We start from the raw sequence: 21,824 nt of genomic DNA, 5'->3' as shown, positions 1-21,824 counted from the left end.
GACGTTCCCGGATCCTGACGGGCCGTCAAGTCTCGTCGAGACCGTAGATCCGGCGGGCGTTGCCCGAGGCGATCATCTCCGCGACGCGCTGTGCGTCGGCGAGGGCCCACGAGCCGTCCGCCGCCCACCCCCCGAGCACCCGCGCCAGCGCCTGCCGGAAGACCCTCGCGCCCACCACGTGCAGTTCGGGCAGCCCGCGCGCGCCGCTGGAGTAGAGCAGCTTGCCGAACGGCGCCAGCTCCAGCACCTCCGCCAGTACGTCCGCCGCGCGGGCCCCGGTGTGCGCGAGGGCCGGGCCGAGATCCACGTACACATGGGGGAAGGCCGCGGCGAGCCGGGCGGCCTGCCGGTGATACGGCAGGCCGTGCAGCAGCACCAGGTCGGTGCCGAGCCCTGCCGTGGCCGCCGCGAACCCCGCGATCCGCGCCGGACCGCCGTCCGAGCAGTTCGCCCGGCACCCCTCGCCGCCGCCCGCGTGCAGCTGGAGCGGCAGCCCGGTGGCGACGGCGGTCCACAGCAGATGCCGCAGCAGTACGGGATCGGTGAGCCGGCCGCCCGCCCGCCGCCCGGCGAGCCAGCGCCCGGCCGCGGCGCGTACCTCTCCCGGGTCGGGCGGCTCGGCCGCCGGGGCGGCGCCGTGGCGCAGGGCGGCCACGGACACGAAGGCGACGGCCGTGCCGGCCGCCGTGTGCACAGCGTGGGCGAGGTTGGCGAGCAGCGAGTCGACGGTGCCCGAGGTGTCGGCGACCTGCTGGGCGAGCAGTTCGAGCCGGACGATCTCGCGGGCCTCCGCGGCGCCGGCCGCCGCGATCTCCTCGGGGGCGGTCAGATCGCCCGGCAGCCCGGTGTCGACCAGATAGGTGGTGACGCCGGTGCCCCGCAACAGCCGCCGCCCGGCCTCCAGCACGCCGAGCTCCCGGCGCCGGGCCAGATAGCCGGCGGGCGAGGTGTGCGGCTCCAGTCCGAGGAGCGGCGGGCACCAGCGCCGTACGGCGAAACCGGTCTGGGTGTCGAAGAAGGTGGTACCCGCGGCGGGCGGGCCCGCGGTCCTGCCGAGCTGGGCCTCGAAGGTGCCGAGGCCCAGCTCCGTACGGAGCACGCCATGGCAGTTCTGGTCCACCAGAGTCGTTGTCTCGATCATGGCGCTTCCCGTCGTGGACCGAATCCCTACAGTCCTAACGGGCCAGGCGCGCTCGGGTGTTGGCCACCCCGGCGATCGGGACCGAACACGGCCTAGGGATTGGCGGGGCCGCCGACCTGGATGCCGGCCATGCGGGTCCACTCGTACGGGCCGGTGCGGACCTTCGCGGCGAACTCGCCGTCGAAGGTCTCGTGCACCGTGATCCCGGACTTCTCGACGGCTTTCAGCGCCACGTCGTGCGAGGGGGCGAGAAGATCGCCCCAGTCGCCGTCCTGCGCCACGAGCACGATGCGGGTGCCCGCCTGGCCCAGATACGCGAGCTGTCCTTCGGCGGCGCCGCCGTGCCGTCGCGCGAACGCGCCGATCTGCTTGGCCAGTCGGGCCGCGCGCCGCTCGTCCCGCGCGTCCTGCCGGCTCGCCCGCGCCGTCCCGTCGCCGGTCTGCTCGTCCACCTCGGTGTCTGCCATGGACGACATGCTACCGACGAGTAGTCGTACTAGCGCAGGAAGGGGTCGACCGCGACGGCCACAAAGAGCAGCGACACATAGGTGATGGACCAGTGGAACAGCCGCATCTCCTTCAGCTTGGCGCCCGCCGCACCGGACTTGGCGCGCGACTGGAGCCCGTGCGCCTCCCAGAGCCACCAGCCGCCGGCCACCAGGGCCACCGACGTGTAGAACCAGCCGGTGTAGCCCAGCGGCGTCAGCAGCAGCGACACCGCCACCATCACCCAGCTGTAGAGCACGATCTGGCGGGCGACCACCCGGTTCGACGCGACGACGGGGAGCATGGGCACGCCCACCCGCGCGTAGTCCTCGCGCACCTTCATCGACAGCGGCCAGTAGTGCGGCGGCGTCCAGAAGAACATGACGAGGAAGAGGATGACGGCGGCCCAGGACAGCGAGTTGGTGACGGCCGACCAGCCGATGAAGACCGGCATACAGCCGGCGATGCCGCCCCAGACGATGTTCTGGGACGTACGCCGCTTGAGGATCATCGTGTAGACGACGACGTAGAAGAGGAGCGCGCCGAGTGCGAGCGCCGCCGACAGCCAGTTGACCAGCAGGCCGAACCAGAGCGTCGAGATCACGGCCAGGGAGAGCCCGAAGACCAGGCCCTCGCGGGGCGACACCATGCCGGTGACCAGCGGACGCCGCGACGTGCGGTCCATCATCGCGTCGATGTCGCGGTCGATGTACATGTTCAGCGCGTTGGCGCCGCCGGCGGAGAGATAGCCGCCGACGCACGTGACGAACACCAGCCACATGTCCGGCACGCTCTGCGCGGCCAGGAACATCACCGGCACGGTGGTGATGAGCAGCAGCTCGATGATCCGTGGTTTCGTCAGCGCCACGAATGCTTTGACGCGGGCCCCGAACGGCCGATGGCCCCCCGGGCTCGGAGTCAGGACGACCCCTGCGGGTCGGGACTCGACGGCCGTCACGCACACCCCAGACAGAGAAATCCCAGCAAGCTTCGGGCGTGAAGGCCCGGTAAAGACTTGCGCGTACCACGCCACTCTAGACGTTGCCCATATGCCGTTCTTATCGGGGGTGGGCTCGTGTTGACGCCTGGTCGGAGCATCGCGCGCGGGGTCGGACGCCGCCACCTCCGCCGCCCCCGAGAAGTGCGCCCGACACCCTCCCGGCACCCCGGCGATGTCTCCTCTTAACGGAAGTGGACGGGCGGGGTCGCGAGGCGCCACAAGGGTAGGCTCGGCAGCGAACCGGTGCGCCCTCAGACACCGGGATTCGACATGTGGAGAGGAGCCCTGACTCAGGGTGAGCACCAAGCCGACCACCACAGATCTCGAAGAGTGGACCGACCTGGACCGCAAGGCGGTCGATACCGTCCGCGTCCTGGCCATGGATGCCGTACAGAAGGTCGGCAACGGCCATCCCGGTACGGCGATGAGCCTGGCCCCCGCCGCCTACGTGCTCTTCCAGAAGCTGATGCGGCACGACCCGGCCGACGCGCAGTGGACCGGACGCGACCGGTTCGTACTCTCCGCGGGCCACTCGTCGCTGACTCTCTACATCCAGCTGTATCTCGCGGGCTACGGCCTGGAGCTGGACGACCTGAAGGCGTTCCGCACCTGGGGGTCGAAGACCCCGGGGCACCCGGAGCACGGCCACACGGTCGGCGTCGAGACCACGACCGGGCCGCTCGGCCAGGGTGTCGCCAACGGCGTGGGCATGGCCATGGCCGCCCGCTACGAGCGCGGCCTCTACGACCCGGACGCGGCCCCGGGCACCTCTCCCTTCGACCACACCATCTGGGTGATCGCGGGTGACGGCTGCCTCCAGGAGGGTGTCTCCGGCGAGGCGTCGTCACTGGCCGGCCACCAGAAACTCGGCAACCTCGTCCTGCTCTGGGACGACAACCACATCTCCATCGAGGGTGACACCGAGACGGCCGTCTCAGAGGACACCCTGAAGCGCTACGAGGCGTACGGCTGGCACGTCCAGCGCGTCGAGCAGCTGCCGAACGGTGACCTCGACCCGGCGGGTCTGGCGCGGGCGCTGGAGGCGGCGCGGGCCGAGACCGAGCGCCCCTCGTTCATCGCCGCGCGCTCGATCATCGCCTGGCCCGCCCCGCACGCGCAGAACACCGAGGCCGCGCACGGCTCGGCGCTGGGCGACGAGGAGGTGGCCGCCACCAAGCGGGTGCTGGGCTTCGACCCCGAGCAGACCTTCGAGGTCGCCGACGAGGTCCTGGCGCACACGCGTCAGGCGCTCGACCGGGGCCGCGAGACGCGCGCCGAGTGGGAGAAGACGTTCGCCGCGTGGCGTACGGCCAACCCGGAGCGTGCCGCCACCTTCGACCGGATCCGCGCGGGCGAGCTGCCCGACGGCTGGGAGAAGAAGCTGCCGGTCTTCGAGACCGGCAAGGGTGTCGCCACCCGCGCCGCGTCCGGCAAGGTGCTCCAGGCGCTCGGCGCCGTCATCCCCGAGCTGTGGGGCGGCTCGGCCGACCTCGCGGGCTCCAACAACACCACGATCGACAAGACGTCGTCGTTCCTCCCGGCGGACAACCCGCTGCCGGAGGCCGACCCGTACGGCCGCACGGTGCACTACGGCATCCGTGAGCACGCCATGGGTTCGACGATGAACGGCATCGCGCTGCACGGCAACACCCGTATCTACGGCGGCACTTTCCTGGTGTTCTCCGACTACATGCGCCCGGCCGTCCGGCTCGCGGCGCTGATGCAGGTGCCCGTCACGTACGTCTGGACGCATGACTCGATCGGTCTCGGCGAGGACGGCCCGACGCATCAGCCCGTCGAGCACCTCTCGGTCCTGCGGGCCATCCCCGGTCTCAACATCGTGCGTCCCGCGGACGCCAACGAGACGGCGATCGCCTGGCGCGAGATCCTCAAGCGGCACGCCAAGGGCGCGCCGCACGGGCTGGCGCTGACGCGTCAGGGCGTGCCGACGTACGAGGCCAACGAGGGCGCGGCCAAGGGTGGTTACGTGCTGTTCGAGGCCGAGGGCGGCGAGCCGGGGGTCGTACTCATCGCTACCGGCTCCGAGGTCCAGCTGGCGGTCGAGGCGCGCGAGAGGCTACAGGCCGAGGGCATCGCGACCCGCGTGGTGTCGATGCCGTCGGTCGAGTGGTTCGACGAGCAGGATCAGGCGTACCGGGACAGCGTCCTGCCGCCGTCCGTGAAGGCACGGGTGGCGGTCGAGGCCGGAATCGGGCTCACCTGGCACCGTTTCGTGGGCGACGCCGGCCGCATCGTCTCGCTGGAGCACTTCGGTGCCTCGGCCGACGGCAAGGTCCTCTTCCAGGAGTTCGGATTCACCGCGGACGCGGTCGCGTCCGCCGCCCGGGAATCTCTGGCAGCCGTGACGCGCTGACGTTCATATACGACAAGTAGGAGATGCAACTCTCATGACAGACGCACTCAAGCGCCTCTCCGACGAAGGCGTCGCGATCTGGCTCGACGACCTGTCGCGCAAGCGCATCACATCGGGCAACCTCGCCGAACTGATGGACCAGCAGCATGTCGTGGGCGTCACGACCAATCCCTCGATCTTCCAGAAGGCGATCTCCCAGGGAGACGGTTACGAGGCTCAGCTCACCGACCTCGCGACGCGCCGGGTGACCGTCGAGGAAGCCGTCCGCATGATCACGACGGCGGACGTCCGTGACGCCGCCGACGTCCTGCGGCCGGTGTTCGACGAGACACAGGGCCAGGACGGCCGCGTCTCCATCGAGGTCGACCCCCGGCTGGCGAACAACACGGCGGCGACCGTCGCCGAGGCCAGGCAGCTGGCCTGGCTGGTGGACCGCCCGAACACCTTCATCAAGATCCCCGCCACCCCCGCGGGGCTCCCGGCGATCACCGAGACGATTGCCCGGGGCATCAGTGTCAATGTGACGCTGATCTTCTCCCTCGCGCGCTACCGCGAGGTCATGGACGCGTACCTGTCGGGTCTGGAGAAGGCGAACGCCGCGGGCCTCGACCTCTCGAAGATCTACTCGGTGGCATCCTTCTTCGTGTCCCGCGTGGACACCGAGATCGACAAGCGGCTCGACGCGCTCGGCACGGACGAGGCGAAGGCCGCGCGCGGCAAGTCCGCCGTCGCCAACGCCCGGCTGGCCTACGAGGCGTACGAAGACGTCTTCGGCTCCGACCGCTGGGAGGCGCTGGACCGTGCCCGGGGCAACAAGCAGCGTCCGCTGTGGGCCTCGACGGGCGTCAAGGACCCCGCGTACCGGGACACGATGTACGTGGACGACCTGGTCGCCCCGCACACGGTGAACACCATGCCGGAGGCCACGCTGGACGCGGTCGCCGAGCACGGAGCGATCACCGGTGACACCGTGAGGGGTACGTACGACCAGGCGCGCACCGATCTCGAAGCCATCGAGAAGCTGGGCATCTCCTACGACGACGTCGTCCAGGTGCTGGAGGACGAGGGCGTCGAGAAGTTCGAGAAGGCCTGGACCGACCTGCTCAAGTCGACCGAGGCGGAACTCAAGCGCCTCGCCCCTTCGGAGGACTGAACCCTTGACCGCAACCCACGGAGCGAATCCGCTTCGTGACGCCGCGGACCGACGGCTCCCGCGTATCGCGGGGCCGTCGGGCCTGGTCATCTTTGGCGTCACGGGCGATTTGTCCCGTAAGAAGTTGATGCCGGCCGTCTATGACCTTGCCAACCGGGGCCTTCTGCCGCCGGGCTTCTCGCTGGTCGGCTACGCCCGTCGCGAGTGGCAGGACGAGGATTTCGCGCAGGAGGTCCACGACGCCGTCAAGGCGCACGCCCGTACGCCCTTCCGGGAGGAGGTCTGGCAGCAGCTCATCCAGGGGATGCGCTTCGTCCCCGGCGACTTCGACGACGACCAGGCCTTCGAGAACCTGAAGTCCACCATCGAGGACCTGGACAAGGTGCAGGGCACGGGTGGCAACTTCGCCTTCTACCTCTCCGTACCGCCGAAGTTCTTCCCGAAGGTCGTCAAGCAGCTCAAGAAGCACGGGCTCGCCGACCAGAAGGACGGCTGGCGGCGCGCGGTCATCGAGAAGCCGTTCGGCCACGACCTGACCTCCGCGCAGGAGCTCAACAAGGTCGTGCACGAGGTCTTCCCGTCCAACGAGGTCTTCCGGATCGACCACTACCTGGGCAAGGAGACCGTTCAGAACATCCTGGCGCTGCGCTTCGCGAACACCCTCTTCGAGCCCGTCTGGAACCGGTCGTACGTCGACCATGTCCAGATCACCATGGCCGAGGACATCGGCATCGGCGGCCGGGCCGGCTACTACGACGGCATCGGCGCCGCGCGTGACGTCATCCAGAACCACCTCCTTCAGCTCCTCGCGCTCACAGCGATGGAGGAGCCCGCCTCCTTCGACGCGGACGCGCTGGCCGCCGAGAAGACCAAGGTGCTCGGCGCCGTCCGGCTGCCGCACGACCTCGGCAAGGACACGGTGTTCGGGCAGTACACCGCGGGCTGGCAGGGCGGCGAGAAGGCCGTCGGCTATCTCGAGGAAGACGGCATCGACCCGAAGTCGAACACCGACACCTACGCCGCGGTGAAGGTGGAGATCGACAACCGCCGCTGGGCGGGCGTCCCGTTCTACCTCCGTACGGGCAAGCGCCTCGGCCGCCGCGTCACCGAGATCGCGGTCGTGTTCCAGCGGGCCCCGCACTCCCCCTTCGACCACACGGCCACCGAGGAGCTGGGGCACAACGCCCTGGTCATCCGGGTGCAGCCGGACGAGGGAGTGACCATGCGGTTCGGTTCGAAGGTACCGGGCACGGCGATGGAGGTGCGGGACGTCTCGATGGACTTCGCCTACGGCGAGTCCTTCACGGAGTCCAGCCCCGAGGCGTACGAGCGGCTGCTGCTCGACGTGCTCCTCGGCGACTCCAACCTCTTCCCCCGTACGGAGGAGGTCGAGCTGTCCTGGAAGATCCTCGACCCGATCGAGCGGCACTGGGACAAGCGCGGCAAGCCCGCGCAGTACGAGTCCGGGACCTGGGGTCCGGTCGAGGCGGACGAAATGCTCGCACGACACGGACGGAGCTGGCGTCGGCCATGAAGATCGACCTTACGGACACCACGTCCAGCAAGATCAACAAAGCGCTGGTCGAGGGACGCCGGGCGATCGGCACCCCGGCCGTCGGCATGGTCCTCACCCTGGTCCTCGTCACCGACGAGGAGAACGCCTACGACGCGCTCAAGGCCGCCAACGAGGCGTCCCGCGAGCACCCGTCGCGCAAGCTGGTCGTCGTCAAGCGGGTCTCCCGCTCGGCGCGCGACCGGTCCAAGGCGCGGCTCGACGCCGAGGTGCGGGTGGGCGTGGAGGCCGGCACCGGCGAGACGGTCGTGCTGCGGCTGTACGGCGAGATCATCGACCACGCCCAGTCGGTCGTCCTGCCCCTGCTGCTCCCCGACGCGCCGGTCGTGGTCTGGTGGGCGGCGAACGCACCGGACAACCCCAGCAAGGACCCGCTGGGCACACTCGCCCAGCGGCGGGTGACGGACACGTACACGGCAGAGAACCCGATCGAGGAGCTCAAGGCCCGCGCCGCCGTCTACACACCCGGCGACACGGACCTGGCGTGGAGCCGGATCACCCCGTGGCGCTCGATGCTGGCCGCCGCGCTGGACCAGGTCGACTGCAAGGTCACCTCGGTCAGTGTGGAGGGCGAGGAGCTGAACGCGAGCTGCGAGCTGCTCGGCATGTGGCTCGCCGACCGGCTGCACGTCCCGGTCACCCGCTCGGTCTCGGCCGGCCCCGGTCTCACGGCCGTCCGGATGGAGACCGACTGCGGGCCGATCGAGCTGCGCCGGTCGGACGGCTCGCTGGCCACGCTGGCCATCGAGGGCCAGCCCGACCGGGCGGTGGCGCTCAACCGGCGGGAGACCTCGGAGCTGATCGCCGAGGAGCTGCGCAGGCTGGACCCGGACGACACGTACGCGGCGACGCTGCGGTTCGGCGTGGAGCGGGTGGAGTCGGCGAAGAACGGCGCGCACGGCTCGGGTACGGGCTCGGGCTCCGGCCCGGCGGCGAAGAAGGCGCCGGCCGCCAAGAAGGCGACGTCCAAGTGAGCGTTCCGCAACTCGTCGTCCACCGTGACAAGCAGCTGATGGCGGCTGCCGCGGCGGCCCGGCTGATCACGAAGATCGTGGACGCCCAGTCCTCGCGCGGTTCCGCGTCGATCGTCCTGACCGGCGGGCGCAACGGCAACGGCCTGCTGGCCGCACTGTCCGAGGCGCCCGCCCGGGACGCGGTCGACTGGACCCGGCTCGACCTCTGGTGGGGCGACGAACGCTTCCTCCCGGAGGGCGACCCGGAACGCAACATCACCCAGGCGCGGGCCGCGCTGCTGGACTCGGTACCGCTGGACCCCTCACGGGTGCACGCGATGCCGGCGTCCGACGGCCCGTACGGCTCCGACATCGAGGCGGCGGCAGCCGCGTACGAGACGGAACTGGCCGCCGCCGCGCGGCCGGAGGACCACGCCCGGGTCCCGTCCTTCGACGTGCTGATGCTCGGAGTGGGACCGGACACGCATGTGGCCTCGCTCTTCCCGGAGCTGCCCGGCGTCCGGGAGACCGAACGCGCGGTGGTCGCGGTGCACGGCGCCCCGAAGCCGCCGCCGCTGCGCATCTCGCTGACCCTGCCCGCGATCCGGGCGGCGCGCGAGGTGTGGCTGCTGGCGGCGGGCGAGGACAAGGCGCGGGCGGCGGAGATCGCCCTCTCCGGCGCGGGAGAGATCCAGGCCCCCGCGGCTGGGGCGTACGGCCGCTCGCGGACGCTGTGGCTCCTGGACGAGCCGGCGGCGTCGAAGCTGCCACGGGCGCTGTATCCGGCGGCGTCCGCCTGATTCGACACGTGGGTGCGTGATTCCGCGGGCGTTCGCCCGACGGAACGTCACCTCACCGGCCCCGACGGCCCGGTTCGCCTCCCCGGCGGGCCGGGCCGTCGCTGTCAGTGGGTCCCGCGCCCTCACCGCCGAGGCGGACCGCCACACCCGCGACGCCTCCGGCCGCCTCGCCTGGCCGGCTGCGGCCTTCCATCTGGCGGCCAGGGAAGGGGAGTTGGCCGGTCCAAGCTGTCAAAACGCCCACTCCCAGCCCCTCCGGCGCTTGAGGAGCGGGGCCCGGGACGGAGCCCGGAACCACAGCCCGCCCGGCGATCGAGGGCACGGCCGAAGCCCGCACGAGGCCCAGGACAGAACCCCGAAAAACAGCCCACCCGGCGTTCGAAGGCACGGCCGAAGCCCGCACGAGGCCCGGGGTGGAGCCCCGGTTGAGGGAAGGGGCGGGTAGGGGAACAGGCCCGCCGCAGGCGCCACCGCCCCGCCCCGCCCCGCCCCCGCTACTCCTCCAGGAACGGCTCCAACAACCCCGGCACCGCCTCCGCGGCGAACGCCACACCCTCCCCCGCCCCCACGTCATAGACGTGATACGCCCCCTCCCCCGCCGCCGTCGTCGCCGTCAGCGTCACCAACCCGGCCCGCCGCTGAAAGTACGACTGCTTCACCGTCCACCCCACGACCCCACCGCGCTGCAGCGCGACGGTCGACCGTCGCACCGTCCCCGACCGCGCCACCAGATACCCCCCGCTGAGCCCGTGCCCCAGATTGCGGTACGCGTCGAGCGCGAGCGCCACCGCGACCGGCACCAGCACCACCGCGCACCCGGCCGCGATCGGCAGCAGCACATCACTCACGAGCAGGCCGAGTATCACCAGCACCAGCACCGGGACCAGCGCGGACCCCACCGCCCACCGCAGCCGCCGCACACGCGCCGCGCGCGGGTGCGGGATCAGCCCGGCCGTGCTCGTCGGGGACGACGTCTCCCGCAGGACCCGCGCGGCCACCTCGTCCGCGACGGCCCTCGGCGCGGCCGGCAGCAGCGTCTTGAGGTCGGTGTGTTTGTCGTCGTCGTCCTGGGTGAGCCCCGTCGCGACGGCGTCGACGCGCGCGGCGCCGACGAGCCGCACACCGAGCGGTTCGACCAGCTCCACGCCTCGCAGCCTGCGCTCCTCTATGGAGACGGACCGGGAGGTGAAGAGGCCGCGCCGCACGCGCAGCGTGCCACCGGGCTCCCGCTCCAGCCGGTGGTTCCACCACATCTCGACCCAGAGTCCGAGCGAGCCGACCACCCCGGCCAGGAGCGCGGCGGCCACGAGCACGACGACCGTCACCACGATCGAGGTGTCGCGGAACCGGTCGCCGATCCAGACGAGCACCTCGTGCTGGACCCCGAACCACTCGCCGACCTGCATCACACCACCCGCCGCCGCGCCGCCCAGCAGGGGCGCGACGAAGGAGAGAGGGGCGTACCGGATCCAGCGGGGGTCCAGAACGGCCAGCATGCCGTCCCGGTGCGCTCCTCCGGCGGTACCGGAAGGGGCGCGGTCCAGCAGTTCCGTACGGAGACGCTCGCCCTCCGCGCGGGTGACCGGGTCGAGTTCCAGGGTGGATTCGCCGCCGGTCTGCTCTCCCGTACCGATGCGGACCTTCACCAGGCCGAGGATCCGCAGCAGGAGATTGGCCGTAAGGTCGACGGTCCTGATCCGTTCGCGTCCCAGTGAACGGCGTTTGACCAGCAACAGGCCCGTGTGGAGCTCGGCCCGGTCGGGGCCTATTCGATAGCGGGTGCGGCGCCAGCGGACGTAGTCGGCGCCGGTACCACCGGCGATCAGCAGCAGGGCCGCGGGCAGCACCCAGGCGAGCGCGCGCCCCAGCCCCATACCGCCGGCGAGCCCGATCGCGGCCGGTACTCCGGCTCCGCCGGCGACGCCGGACATGACGGCGGCGGTGACCAGCAGGGTGCGCCTGTCGAGCTTGCGCCATCCCTCCCCGGGCGCGGTCACCGCGGCCGTGCTCACGTCGCGTCCCCCGGCGTCGCCTGGGTTATGTGCGTCAGCTGCTCGGCCAGCTCCGCGGCCAGCTCATGGCCGAGTCCCTCGATCCGTACCGCTCCTTTGGAGGAGGCGGTGGTGACGATGACGGTGGAGAGCTTGAACATCTGCTCCAGCGGACCCCGTACGGTGTCCACGGTCTGGATCCGGGACATCGGCGCGATCCGCCACTCCTGCCAGAAGTAGCCCGTACGGACGTAGACCGCCTCGTCCGTCACCTCCCAGCGGTGCACCCGGAACCACCACATCGGCATGAACACCGTGCAGGCCAGGCCCAGCACCGCGAGGACGGCGGCCGGCACCAGGAGCCAGGTGCGGGCCGGGGCTATGAGCGCGCCCAGCACGGCGAGGACGGCCACCGGCGCCAGGGTGAACAGCAGCCACTGCGCACGCCACCAGGCGACCGCCCTCTCGTTCAGCGTGTTGTTCGGCGGCCTGAGCCGCCGCTCCCCCCCCTGGGTCATCGGCTCAACGCCCCCGCAGTGCCCGGTACTTCGTGACCAGCTCGGCCGTCGAGGCGTCCAGCGGCCTGTCCCGGGAGCTCTCGCGCCCGCCGTCGATCTGGGTGAGGACCGGCTCGATCTCCTTGGCGAGGACCTTGCCGAGTTCGACGCCCCACTGGTCGAAGGAGTCGATGTTCCACACCGCGCCCTGGACGAAGACCTTGTGCTCGTACAGCGCGACGAGCTGGCCGAGTACGGAGGGGGTCAGGGTCTCGGCGAGGATCGTGGTGGTGGGGTGGTTGCCCCGGAACGTCTTGTGCGGCACGAGTTCGGCGGGAACACCCTCGGCCCGGACCTCGTCGGGTGTCTTGCCGAAGGCCAGCGCCTGGGTCTGGGCGAAGAAGTTGGCCATCAGCAGGTCGTGCTGGGCGATCAGCCGGTGCGGCAGGTCGTCCACGGGCCGGGCGAAGCCGATGAAGTCGGCGGGGATCATCTTCGTACCCTGGTGGATCAACTGGAAGTACGCGTGCTGTCCGTTGGTCCCGGGGGTGCCCCAGACGACGGGTCCCGTCTGCCACTCCACCGGCTCGCCGTCGCGGTCCACGGACTTGCCGTTGGACTCCATGTCCAGCTGCTGGAGATACGCGGTGAACCGGGACAGGTAGTGGCTGTACGGCAGGACGGCGTGCGACTGGGCGTCGAAGAACTCGCCGTACCAGACCCCCAACAGGCCCAGCAGGAGCGGTGCGTTGGTCTCGGCGGGCGCGGTGCGGAAGTGCTCGTCGACGAGGTGGAAGCCGTCGAGCATCTCGCGGAAGCGGTCGGATCCGATCGCGATCATCAGGGCGAGACCGATGGCGGAGTCGTACGAGTACCGCCCGCCGACCCAGTCCCAGAACTCGAACATGTTCGTCGTGTCGATGCCGAACTCGGCGACCTTCTCGCCGTTGGTGGACAGCGCCACGAAGTGCTTGGCCACGGCCTCCTGACCGGCCTGGAGCTCGGTAAGGAGCCAGTTGCGGGCCGAGGTGGCGTTCGTGATGGTCTCGATGGTGGTGAAGGTCTTGGAGGCGATGACGAACAGCGTCTCGGCGGCGTCCAGATCGCGCAGGGCCTCGTGCAGGTCGGCCCCGTCGACGTTCGACACGAAACGGACCGTCAGATCTCGGTGGGTGAAGGACTTCAGCGCCTCGTAGGCCATCGCGGGGCCGAGGTCGGAGCCGCCGATGCCGATGTTGACGATGTTGCGGATGGGCCGACCAGTGTGGCCGAGCCATTCGCCCGCCCTGACCTTCTCGGAGAAGGCCGCCATCTTGTCGAGGACCGCGTGCACACCCGGCACCACGTTCTCGCCGTCGACCTCGATCACCGCGTCGCGCGGGGCGCGCAGCGCGGTGTGCAGTACCGCCCGGCCCTCGGTGGTGTTGATCTTCTCGCCTCGGAACATCGCGTCCCGCAGCTCGGCGACACCGGTGGCCGCCGCCAGCTCCTGCAGCAGCGCGAGGGTCTCGTCCGTCACCAGATGCTTGGAGTAGTCCAGGTAGAGGTCACCGACCTGGAGGGTGTACTGGGTGCCGCGCGCCGGGTTCTTGGCGAACAGCTCCCGCAGATGCGTCTCCCCCAGCTGCTCACGATGCTTGCCCAGCGCGCTCCACTGGGGCATCCGGTTGAGCTTTGCGCGGCCTTCTGCCTTGTTCTCGGACATCTTGCTTCAGCCCACTTCTTCTCGTACGTGAGTGCCTGCGTGAGTGCGGTGCCCAGCTGCCCTCCCAACCTAATTGATCAGAGCGCCGAGCGATGCGACAGCGAGCGTGAACGCACCGGCCGCCAGCAGCGCGGGCGTGTTGAGTCCCCAGGCGGCCGCGGCCAGACCGCCGAGCAGCGCGCCGAGCGGGGCGCCGCCGATGGCGAGTGTGCGGAAGGCGGAGCTGATCCGGCCGAGCATCTCGGCGGGGCTCCGCTCCTGTATCAGCGTCGCCTGGTTCACGTTCCAGACCATGCCCATCACCGCGAACACCGCCATGGCCGCGATCGCCACCCACAGTTCACGCACTGTCCCCAGGACGAGGAGCGCACAGGTCTGGACGATCCCGGCGACCAGGATGCTCCGGGTCCGCCCGATCCGGAGGGCGAGACGCGGCGCGACGAGTCCGCCGACGACACTGGCGACGCCGTACGCGGTGATGACCGCCGCGTACCCGCTGTTGCCCGCGTCCAGCCAGCCGGTGATGTGCAGGACGAGGGTGGCGATCAGGGCGCCCATGCCGATGTTCGACAGGGCGGTCGCCACGGACAGGCCCCGCAGCGCGCTGTCCCGCCACAGCGCGCGCGTCCCGTCGGCCATCTCCGCGCGGAGGGTACTGCCCGCCGCCTTCGGGGCCTTCGCCGGTGCGTCGGTCCGCAGGGAGGCGATGAGCAGCGCGCCGACGACGTAGGTGGCCGCGTTGGCCGCGAAGGGCGCGGACGCACCGAGGACCAGGAGCGCCGGGACCAGCGGCGCCGCCAGGAAGCCGCTCGCGACCTGCTGGCCTGTCATGAGGCGGGCATTGGCGCCGGCCAGCGTCTCACGGGGGACGACGGCGGGCAGCAGGGCCGTGGCGGCGTTGTCGAAGAGGGTCTGGAAAGTGGTCAGCAGGAAGGCGAGGGCGAGCAGCAGCGCGATCGTGCCGTGGTCCAGCGCGACCGCGAGCGCGAACCCCGCCATCAGCACGCCCCGCGCCAGATCCACGGCCCACATCGCCCGCCGCTGGTCCACCCGGTCGGCGACGGCGCCGCCGAGCAGTCCGAACAGCAGCCAGGGCACATAGCCGCAGGCGGTCACCGAGGCGATGAGGAGGGGGTCGTCGGTCAACGAGGCGGCGAGCAGCGGCAGTGCGGCCGTACGCAGCGAGTCCCCGAACCGGGAGATCACGGCGGCGCTCCAGAGCCGGCCGAATCCCCCGCGCCACGCGGGCACTCGCGCCGGGGCCGCCTTTTCCTCGGCCGCCGGTGCGTCGACCGGCGCATCGGCTGTTGCCCCGGCCGCCGTCCCGGCCGTCGACTCGTCCGTCGTCACAACTCTCCCTTTCGGTCGTCCTGTTCGGACCGTAAGGGATGCCACTGACAATCGGCCGTCCGTGAAAACGGCTCCGGCCGGGCACCTTTGAGTGTCCGGCCGGATAATTACTTAGATCTCGCCCCGCAGTTTGGCGAGGGCTTCAGCGAGAATCGCCTCGCCGTCCGCGTCGCTGCGCCGCTCGCGTACATAGGCGAGGTGTGTCTTGTACGGCTCGGTACGCGGTGGGTCCGGGGGGTTGTCCCGGTCCTGGCCGGCCGGGAATCCGCACCGTGGGCAGTCCCACATGTCCGGAACCTGTGCGTCACTGGCGAAGCTCGGCTGCGTCTCGTGCCCGTTGGAGCACCAGAAGGAGATGCGCAGGCGTGGCGCGGACTCGCCACGCTCGGCCTCACCCATCGGCCCCGCTCCGACCCGGCTTCCCCGGATCGCGTTGCCACTTGCCACGGTCGTAACTCCCTGCGTGAATGGTGCCGCAAGCATCAAGCGTCGAGAGGCATCTCCGCTGTCGAGCGCCCCAGTCTACGTATGGCCCAACGCGCGTCCAGTGAGTGGAGTTACACCCCCCACCGCCGGGACGCAGGGCCTCATGATAGGCCGCGCCCCCGGCGACGTACTGTACGACCGGTCAGCTGTCCAGCTTCATCAGCAGACCAAGCACGACAATGCAGGCGAACCATCCCATACCGACCACGATGGTGATGCGGTCGAGGTTACGCTCGGCGACCGAGGAACCACCGACGGACGACTGCATGCCGCCACCGAACATGTCGGAGAGACCGCCGCCCTTCCCCTTGTGCATCAGCACCAGCAGCATCAGCAGCAGGCTGAAGACGATCAGGGCGATCGAGAACCCCATAATCACGGCTGGACCCTACTTTCCGGAATTCTCTCGAATTGAATCGGGATTGGATGGAACTGCGTGGACAACGGGGGCCGGCGGCACATATGAGATGCCGGTCGGCCCCCGTCAGGGTACGACGGATCCGCGCCCTCGCATACTTACTGGTCGCGGAACCTGACGATCTTGACGAACTCCTCGGCGTCCAGCGCCGCACCGCCGACAAGGGCGCCGTCCACATCCGGCTGCGCCATGATCGCGGCGACATTCCCGGCCTTCACCGAGCCGCCGTACTGAATACGGACCTGGTCGGCCAGCTCCTGCGAGTACAGCTCCGCGAGCCGTCCCCGGATCGCTCCGCAGACCTCCTGCGCGTCCTCGGGGGTGGCGACCTCGCCGGTACCGATGGCCCACACCGGCTCGTACGCGATCACGACGGCCTCGGCCTGGTCGGCCGGGATGTCCTTGAGGCCGCCGTCGAGCTGCGCCAGCGTGTACGGGACCTGCTCGCCGGCCTTGCGGACGTCCAGCCCCTCGCCGATGCAGAGGATCGGGGTCAGCCCGTGCTTGAAGGCGGCCCGCACCTTGGCGTTGCAGATCTCGTCGGTCTCGGCGTGGTACTGACGGCGCTCGCTGTGGCCGACGGCCACGTACATGCACTTCAGCTTGGCCAGCATCGGCCCGGAGACCTCGCCGGTGTACGCGCCGGAGTCGTGCGAGGAGATGTCCTGGGCGCCGTACTTGATCTTGAGCTTGTCGCCGTCGACCAGCGTCTGCACGGACCGCAGGTCCGTGAAAGGCACCAGGACGGCCGTCTCGACCGCGTCGTGGTCCTTGTCGGTCAGGGCGAAGGCGAGCTTCTGGACGTGCGCGATGGCCTCGAGGTGGTTGAGGTTCATCTTCCAGTTGCCCGCCATCAGCGGGGTACGGGCGGTCTTCTCGGTCGGGGTTGCAGCTGCCATCAGTAGGTCAGTCCTCCAGTGCGGCGAGGCCGGGAAGCGTCTTGCCCTCGAGGTATTCGAGGCTGGCGCCGCCACCGGTCGAAATGTGGCCGAATGCGTTTTCGTCGAAACCGAGGATCCGGACGGCGGCGGCCGAGTCGCCACCGCCGACGACCGTGAAGGCGTCGGAGTCGATCAGGGCCTGGGCGACGGCCCGGGTGCCCTCGGCGTAGTCGGGGTGCTCGAAGACTCCCATGGGGCCGTTCCAGAAGACGGTCGTCGCGTCGGCGAGCTTCGACGCGTACAGCCGGTTGGTCTCCGGACCGCTGTCCAGACCCATCTGGTCCGAGGGGATGGCGTCGACGGGGACGGTTGTCGGGTTGGCCGGCGCCTTCGTCTTCAGGTCGGGGAAGGACGGCGCGACCAGGACGTCGATGGGCAGGACGAACTCCACGCCCCGCTCGTCGGCGCGCTTCAGATACTCCTGGACGGCCGGGATCTGGTCCTCCTGGAGCAGCGAGGCGCCGACCTCGTGGCCCTGGGCCTTGAGGAAGGTGTACGCCATGCCGCCACCGATCAGGATGCGGTCGGCCTTCTCCAGCAGATGGTCGATGACGCCGAGCTTGTCGGAGACCTTGGCGCCGCCGAGGACGACCGCGTACGGCCGCTCGACGTCGTCGGTGAGCTTCTTGAGCACACCGACCTCGGTGGCGATCAGACCGCCCGCCGCGTGCGGCAGCCGGGCCGGCAGGTCGTAGACCGAGGCGTGCTTGCGGTGTACGGCGCCGAAGCCGTCGCCCACGTAGAGGTCGGCGAGCCCGGCGAGCCGGTCGGCGAAGGCGCCGCGCTCGGCGTCGTCCTTCGCCGTCTCACCGGCGTTGAAGCGGAGGTTCTCCAGAACGGCGACCTGTCCGTCCTTGAGACCACCGACGACGGCCTTCGCGGAGTCGCCCACGGTGTCGGTCGCGAACGCGACGTCGGCGCCGAGGAGTTCACCGAGCCGCGCGGCGGCGGGGGCCAGCGAGAAGACGGGGTCGGGCGCGCCCTTCGGGCGGCCCAGGTGCGATGCCACGATCACCCGGGCGCCGGCCTCGGCGAGCCTGGCGACGGTCGGCCGCACGGCGCGGATCCGGCCGTCGTCCGTGATGGTGGTGCCGTCGAGCGGCACATTGAGGTCGGCCCGGACGAAGACGCGCTTGCCGGCGACCCCTTCGTCGAGAAGTTCGTCGATCGTCTTCATGTATCAGTGACTCCTTGAGAGCGGCTCCACGTCCCGCGACGTCGCGAGCACACAGAAGAGCGAGCACAGACAGCACACAGACGACAGGGCCCGGTCAGCGCCACGTCGCGCCGCACGAGCCCTGTCGTTCACATCGGGGGGTGCCTACCGGACCGCTGTCAGAGCTGGCCGCCGATGAAGGTGGTCAGGTCGACCAGCCGGTTGGAGTAGCCCCACTCGTTGTCGTACCAGCCGATGACCTTCACGCTCTTGCCCTGGACCATGGTCAGGGAGGAGTCGAAGGTGCAGGAGGCCGGCCAGTTCACGATGTCCGAGGAGACGATCGGGTCCTCGGTGTAGTCCAGGAGGCCCTTCAGCTGACCCTCGGCGGCCTTCTGGAACGCGGCGTTGACCTCGTCCTTGGTCACCTCGCGCTCCAGCTCGACGACCAGGTCGGTGACGGAGCCCGTCGGGACCGGGACGCGCATCGCGATGCCGTCGAGCTTGCCCTCCAGCTCCGGGATGACCAGGGCGGTCGCCTTGGCGGCACCCGTCGTGGTCGGAATGATGTTCTCGGCGGCGGCACGGGCGCGGCGCAGGTCCTTGTGCGGGAAGTCCAGGATGCGCTGGTCGTTGGTGTACGCGTGGACCGTCGTCATCATGCCCTTGACGATGCCGAAGTTCTCCAGGAGAACCTTGGCCATCGGCGCCACACAGTTGGTGGTGCAGGAGGCGTTGGAGATGACGTGGTGGTTGGCCGCGTCGTACTTGTCCTGGTTGACGCCCATCACGATGGTGATGTCCTCGTCCTTGGCAGGAGCCGAGATGAGGACCTTCTTGGCGCCGCCCGCGATGTGCTTCTCGGCGTCGGCCTTCTTGGTGAAGATGCCGGTCGACTCGATGACGATGTCGACGCCCAGCTCACCCCAGGGGATGTCGGCCGGGTTGCGCTCGGAGAGCACCTTGAACGTCCTGCCGTCGACCGTGATCGTGTCGGCGGTGTTGCTCACCTCTGCCTTGAGGCGGCCCATGATCGTGTCGTACTTCAGCAGATGAGCGGTGGTCGCGGTGTCACCCAGGTCGTTGACAGCCACGATCTCGATGTCCGCACCCTGCTCCAGCAGCGCGCGGAAGTAGCTACGACCGATGCGGCCAAAGCCGTTGATGCCTACGCGGATCGTCACGAACCGATCTCCTCGTTGGTACGCCGGGTTTCGACGCCGGCGAGTGCGTATGGGATGTCCCCGACCAGTTATGACCCTACCTCTCCCCAGGCGCCACGGTGACACCGACCGGGGGGCCCGGACCGGCGGCGCCCCGTACCGCCCGGTAGGGGTACGGGACGCCGCCGCGGGGTTGACGCCGCGCCGGTGGCGCCGCCGCGGTCAGCGCCGCAGGGCCCGCAGCGCCTTCCCGAGCAGCTCCGCGCGCCGCTCCGGGTCCGTGACCTGCTCCAGCCCGAAGCCGAGCAGGACGGTGTCCCTCGTGGTCACCGCCGCCGCGCCGGTGCCGACGTCGTACGTCCCCGCCGCCGCGCTGGTGAACCGCGGGAAGAGGTCCGGGGCGAGGACGGAGGAGGTGACCGTGTACGTGCCCGCCTGGTCCAGCGGGTTGCCGGGCGCGGCGCCGAGCGGTCCCGACGTTCCGAGGAGCGCGCCGGCCCCGGTGAAGCCGGTGGCGCCCGCCGTGGAGGAACGCCCGTACGCACCGAGGTAGTACTGGCTGAAGTCGTTCGTCTGCGTGCGTCCGACCTGCGTGTTCCCGCCGGTCCGCTCGCCCGCCTCGATCAGCTTGCCGCCCTCGTTGAGGTAGTCGCGTACGGAGATCTGCGTATCGCCGTCCGAGGTGACGGCGCCGGTGTGGTGGACGACGGTGGAGAAGTGGCTGAGGACGCCCAGGGGGTGCGGTGCGCCCTGCGTGGCCACGTCCCAGACGACGGCGGTACGGCCGTTGGCCCGCAGCGCGTCGACGTAAGCCTGCGCGTACTGCGCGGGCGCGCCCTCGTCGGCGATCACGAGAGTGTCGGCCCTGGGGCGCTCGGTGACGGTGTAGGTGAAGCGGTCGCTGGTGGTGCGCTTGCCGCTCTTCGTACGGCCGGTGAGCCAGACCTCTACGCGGTCGCCCGGGTCGGCGTCCTCGACCTCGGCGCGGTATTCGTCGAAGTGGAGGTTGTCCTCGCCGCCGTAGGTCTCGCCGCCCTTCCAGGCCCGCAGGTCCTCGTCGTGCGTCCGGCCGCCGTTGATCCGGTAGTTCAGCTCCTTGTCACGCACCGACTTGCGGGCGGTGACGGCCACCTCCTGGTCCGCTCCGCGCGCGGAGGAGGCGGCGAAGGTGTCGGGGGTGAAGTCGGGGGCGCTCAGACCGACCGGGGAGGACGGCTGGTCGGGGTGGGCGGCGGTCTCGGCGACGGAGAGCGCGAAGGGGATGTTCTTGGCGAACTCCGCCTGGATCAGCTTCTCGTCGTCGGGGAAGTTGAAGCCGGAGCGGCAGTCGTCCGCCTCCCAGGCGTCGTCGGGGATGCTGTCGGACACGGTCTCGCAGGTGGTCATCTCCGGGGTGAACATCATGATCCCGTTGACGTTCGCGCCGTGTCCGTCGGCCTCGCCGTTGGTGGTGTACAGCTCGGAGGAGACCTGCGGGTAGTAGCCGGGGACCGCGGAGTTCTCGGGGGTGCCGGCGAGCGAGCGGTAGAGGATGTCGTCGGGGGTCGGGGTGGCGACCTGCCAGCCCACGCCGTAGAGGAGCAGTTCCGCGGCGGAGTGGTAGTTGATGCCGTAGTCGAACCCGATGCGCTTCTGGAGGCGGTCGATCGCCTGGGTCTCGGGCTCGGAGCCGGGTGACGCGCCCCGGTAGGTCTCGCCGGTGGACTGCGGGGACGAACCCTCGTTGTCGTAGCCCCACTTGTAGGTGAAGTTACGGTTCAGGTCGATGCCGTCGCCGCGGCTGATGGCGCCGTCGCCGTTGACGTCGCGGAGGTTCTTGCGCCAGAGGCGGTTGGCGTCGGCGGCGTGGGTCCAGTCGTAGCCGTCGGGATTGGCCGAGAGGACGAACCACAGCTCGGTGGAGTCGACGATCTTCGTGATCCTCGGGTCCGTGCCGTAGCTGTCCAGATAGTGGTGCATCAGCCGCCGCGTCATCTCGGGGGTGATCCACTCCCGCGCGTGCTGGTTGGACATGTAGAGCACGGAGGGCTTGGCGCCGTCCCTGGTCCTGTCCGCGCCCTTGGTGAGCTTGAGGGCGAGGATGTCCTTGCCCTGGATGGTCTTGCCGATGGAGACGACCTTGGTGAGGCCGGGGTTGGCCGCGCCGGCCTCGGTTATCTCCTCCTGGAGACCGCCGGGACCGCTGTACGGGCGGTACACCCCGTCCCCGGCCGCCTTCAGCCGGGATTCCGTTTTCGCGGAGATCTTCCGCTCGGTGACGTCGACGCCCTGGGCCTGAAGGTCGCGCGCCTGGTCGTCCGTGAGGAACAGCTCGACCTTCGCCGTACCGCCCTTCGGCACCGACTCGCCCAGTTCGTGGGCGTCCTGGCCGGCCGCGAGGAGCAGTGGCACCTGCTCGGCGGTGACCTCCGCGTCGAAGACCTTCAGGGTGTCCTCGGCCGCGGCCGAGGACCTTTCGGTGGCGGTGTCGGCCTGGGCGCCGGGTGCCGCCGTGATTCCGCTCAGCAACAGTGCGCCCGCCGCGAGGATCGTTCTCGCTCCGCGTCTCATGTGCCCCCCTTGCTGTGGTCCGCCACAGGCGTGACGGGACGCCGACAGGCTCGCCAACCCGCATGGCCATGTCAAGGGCGCATCAAG

General features: G+C 70.2%; 17 protein-coding genes and 1 pseudogene. 5 read left to right on the top strand and 13 right to left on the bottom strand.

From position 1 onward, the window contains the following. Positions 1 to 25 precede the first annotated feature (25 nt). From ACIBBB_RS12815 to ACIBBB_RS12805, 3 genes are all read right to left on the bottom strand, one after another. The gene (locus ACIBBB_RS12815; protein WP_398981066.1) at positions 26 to 1,141 is read right to left on the bottom strand and encodes an amidohydrolase family protein; all 1,116 of its coding nucleotides are present in this window, start codon (positions 1,139 to 1,141) and stop codon (positions 26 to 28) included. 92 nt (positions 1,142 to 1,233) lie between these two features. Then, positions 1,234 to 1,608, bottom strand: coding sequence for a hypothetical protein (locus ACIBBB_RS12810; protein ID WP_398981065.1), 375 nt, complete (start codon positions 1,606 to 1,608; stop codon positions 1,234 to 1,236). Positions 1,609 to 1,637: 29 nt separating this feature from the next. After that, a complete protein-coding gene (locus ACIBBB_RS12805; protein ID WP_398981064.1) occupies positions 1,638 to 2,585 on the bottom strand; it encodes a heme o synthase in 948 nt (315 codons plus the stop codon). Between the two features lie 337 nt (positions 2,586 to 2,922). Between ACIBBB_RS12805 and tkt the strand changes: the two genes are divergently transcribed. From tkt to pgl, 5 genes are read left to right on the top strand one after another with little or no spacing between them, the layout of a single operon-like run. Beyond that, entirely contained in the window at positions 2,923 to 5,001 is a 2,079-nt protein-coding gene (gene tkt / locus ACIBBB_RS12800; RefSeq protein WP_398981063.1) for a transketolase, read from the top strand. 34 nt (positions 5,002 to 5,035) lie between these two features. Further along, on the top strand, positions 5,036 to 6,154 hold the full coding sequence (tal, locus tag ACIBBB_RS12795; RefSeq protein WP_398981062.1) for a transaldolase: 1,119 nt from the start codon (positions 5,036 to 5,038) through the stop codon (positions 6,152 to 6,154). Positions 6,155 to 6,158: 4 nt separating this feature from the next. Then, a complete protein-coding gene (gene zwf / locus ACIBBB_RS12790) occupies positions 6,159 to 7,688 on the top strand; it encodes a glucose-6-phosphate dehydrogenase (protein ID WP_398981061.1) in 1,530 nt (509 codons plus the stop codon). After that, positions 7,685 to 8,701, top strand: coding sequence for a glucose-6-phosphate dehydrogenase assembly protein OpcA (opcA, locus tag ACIBBB_RS12785; RefSeq protein WP_398981060.1), 1,017 nt, complete (start codon positions 7,685 to 7,687; stop codon positions 8,699 to 8,701). The genes zwf and opcA overlap by 4 nt, the downstream gene beginning before the upstream one ends. Continuing rightward, entirely contained in the window at positions 8,698 to 9,480 is a 783-nt protein-coding gene (pgl, locus tag ACIBBB_RS12780) for a 6-phosphogluconolactonase (RefSeq protein WP_398981059.1), read from the top strand. The genes opcA and pgl overlap by 4 nt, the downstream gene beginning before the upstream one ends. 494 nt (positions 9,481 to 9,974) lie before the next feature. Here pgl and ACIBBB_RS12775 read toward each other — a convergent pair whose 3' ends face one another. From ACIBBB_RS12775 to ACIBBB_RS12730, 10 genes and pseudogenes are all read right to left on the bottom strand, one after another. Beyond that, on the bottom strand, positions 9,975 to 11,492 hold the full coding sequence (locus tag ACIBBB_RS12775) for a PH domain-containing protein (protein WP_398981058.1): 1,518 nt from the start codon (positions 11,490 to 11,492) through the stop codon (positions 9,975 to 9,977). Then, positions 11,489 to 11,989, bottom strand: coding sequence for a PH domain-containing protein (locus ACIBBB_RS12770; protein ID WP_398981057.1), 501 nt, complete (start codon positions 11,987 to 11,989; stop codon positions 11,489 to 11,491). The genes ACIBBB_RS12775 and ACIBBB_RS12770 overlap by 4 nt, the downstream gene beginning before the upstream one ends. A gap of 4 nt (positions 11,990 to 11,993) precedes the next feature. Then, positions 11,994 to 13,673: a glucose-6-phosphate isomerase gene (pgi, locus tag ACIBBB_RS12765; protein ID WP_398981055.1), complete on the bottom strand. Its 1,680-nt coding sequence runs from the start codon at positions 13,671 to 13,673 to the stop codon at positions 11,994 to 11,996. Between the two features lie 69 nt (positions 13,674 to 13,742). Further along, on the bottom strand, positions 13,743 to 14,924 hold the full coding sequence (locus ACIBBB_RS12760) for an MFS transporter (RefSeq protein WP_398981324.1): 1,182 nt from the start codon (positions 14,922 to 14,924) through the stop codon (positions 13,743 to 13,745). A gap of 210 nt (positions 14,925 to 15,134) precedes the next feature. After that, positions 15,135 to 15,470, bottom strand: a complete 336-nt coding sequence (locus ACIBBB_RS12755; RefSeq protein ID WP_398981054.1) for an RNA polymerase-binding protein RbpA — start codon at positions 15,468 to 15,470, stop codon at positions 15,135 to 15,137. Positions 15,471 to 15,651: 181 nt separating this feature from the next. After that, positions 15,652 to 15,882 carry a preprotein translocase subunit SecG gene (gene secG, locus ACIBBB_RS12750; protein ID WP_189108754.1) on the bottom strand — a complete coding sequence of 77 codons (231 nt, stop codon included), beginning with the start codon at positions 15,880 to 15,882 and terminating at the stop codon, positions 15,652 to 15,654. 143 nt (positions 15,883 to 16,025) lie between these two features. Continuing rightward, positions 16,026 to 16,826: a triose-phosphate isomerase gene (gene tpiA / locus ACIBBB_RS12745; RefSeq protein ID WP_398981053.1), complete on the bottom strand. Its 801-nt coding sequence runs from the start codon at positions 16,824 to 16,826 to the stop codon at positions 16,026 to 16,028. A gap of 7 nt (positions 16,827 to 16,833) precedes the next feature. Next, positions 16,834 to 18,045 carry a phosphoglycerate kinase gene (locus ACIBBB_RS12740; RefSeq protein ID WP_398981052.1) on the bottom strand — a complete coding sequence of 404 codons (1,212 nt, stop codon included), beginning with the start codon at positions 18,043 to 18,045 and terminating at the stop codon, positions 16,834 to 16,836. Positions 18,046 to 18,203: 158 nt separating this feature from the next. Next, positions 18,204 to 19,208, bottom strand: coding sequence for a type I glyceraldehyde-3-phosphate dehydrogenase (gap, locus tag ACIBBB_RS12735; protein ID WP_398981051.1), 1,005 nt, complete (start codon positions 19,206 to 19,208; stop codon positions 18,204 to 18,206). Positions 19,209 to 19,541: 333 nt separating this feature from the next. Continuing rightward, a pseudogene (locus ACIBBB_RS12730) lies at positions 19,542 to 21,737 on the bottom strand (M14 family metallopeptidase); the annotation flags it as partial. Positions 21,738 to 21,824: the final 87 nt, after the last annotated feature.

Origin of the sequence: Streptomyces sp. NPDC051217, assembly GCF_044455465.1 — a bacterium.
In the GTDB taxonomy this organism is placed as follows: domain Bacteria; phylum Actinomycetota; class Actinomycetes; order Streptomycetales; family Streptomycetaceae; genus Streptomyces.
Note: the sequence above shows the minus strand (reverse complement) of the source record. Positions and strands in the feature narration are given on the sequence as shown.

Excerpts from the sequence above, each read along its gene's own strand:
- pgi (WP_398981055.1), bottom strand. The coding sequence starts at position 13,673 with ATGTCCGAGAACAAGGCAGAAGGCCGCGCAAAGCTCAACCGGATGCCC.
- secG (WP_189108754.1), bottom strand. The coding sequence starts at position 15,882 with ATGGGGTTCTCGATCGCCCTGATCGTCTTCAGCCTGCTGCTGATGCTG.
- ACIBBB_RS12740 (WP_398981052.1), bottom strand. The coding sequence starts at position 18,045 with ATGAAGACGATCGACGAACTTCTCGACGAAGGGGTCGCCGGCAAGCGC.
- opcA (WP_398981060.1), top strand. The coding sequence starts at position 7,685 with ATGAAGATCGACCTTACGGACACCACGTCCAGCAAGATCAACAAAGCG.
- ACIBBB_RS12770 (WP_398981057.1), bottom strand. The coding sequence starts at position 11,989 with ATGACCCAGGGGGGGGAGCGGCGGCTCAGGCCGCCGAACAACACGCTG.
- tal (WP_398981062.1), top strand. The coding sequence starts at position 5,036 with ATGACAGACGCACTCAAGCGCCTCTCCGACGAAGGCGTCGCGATCTGG.
- ACIBBB_RS12810 (WP_398981065.1), bottom strand. The coding sequence starts at position 1,608 with ATGGCAGACACCGAGGTGGACGAGCAGACCGGCGACGGGACGGCGCGG.
- ACIBBB_RS12815 (WP_398981066.1), bottom strand. The coding sequence starts at position 1,141 with ATGATCGAGACAACGACTCTGGTGGACCAGAACTGCCATGGCGTGCTC.
- tpiA (WP_398981053.1), bottom strand. The coding sequence starts at position 16,826 with ATGGCAGCTGCAACCCCGACCGAGAAGACCGCCCGTACCCCGCTGATG.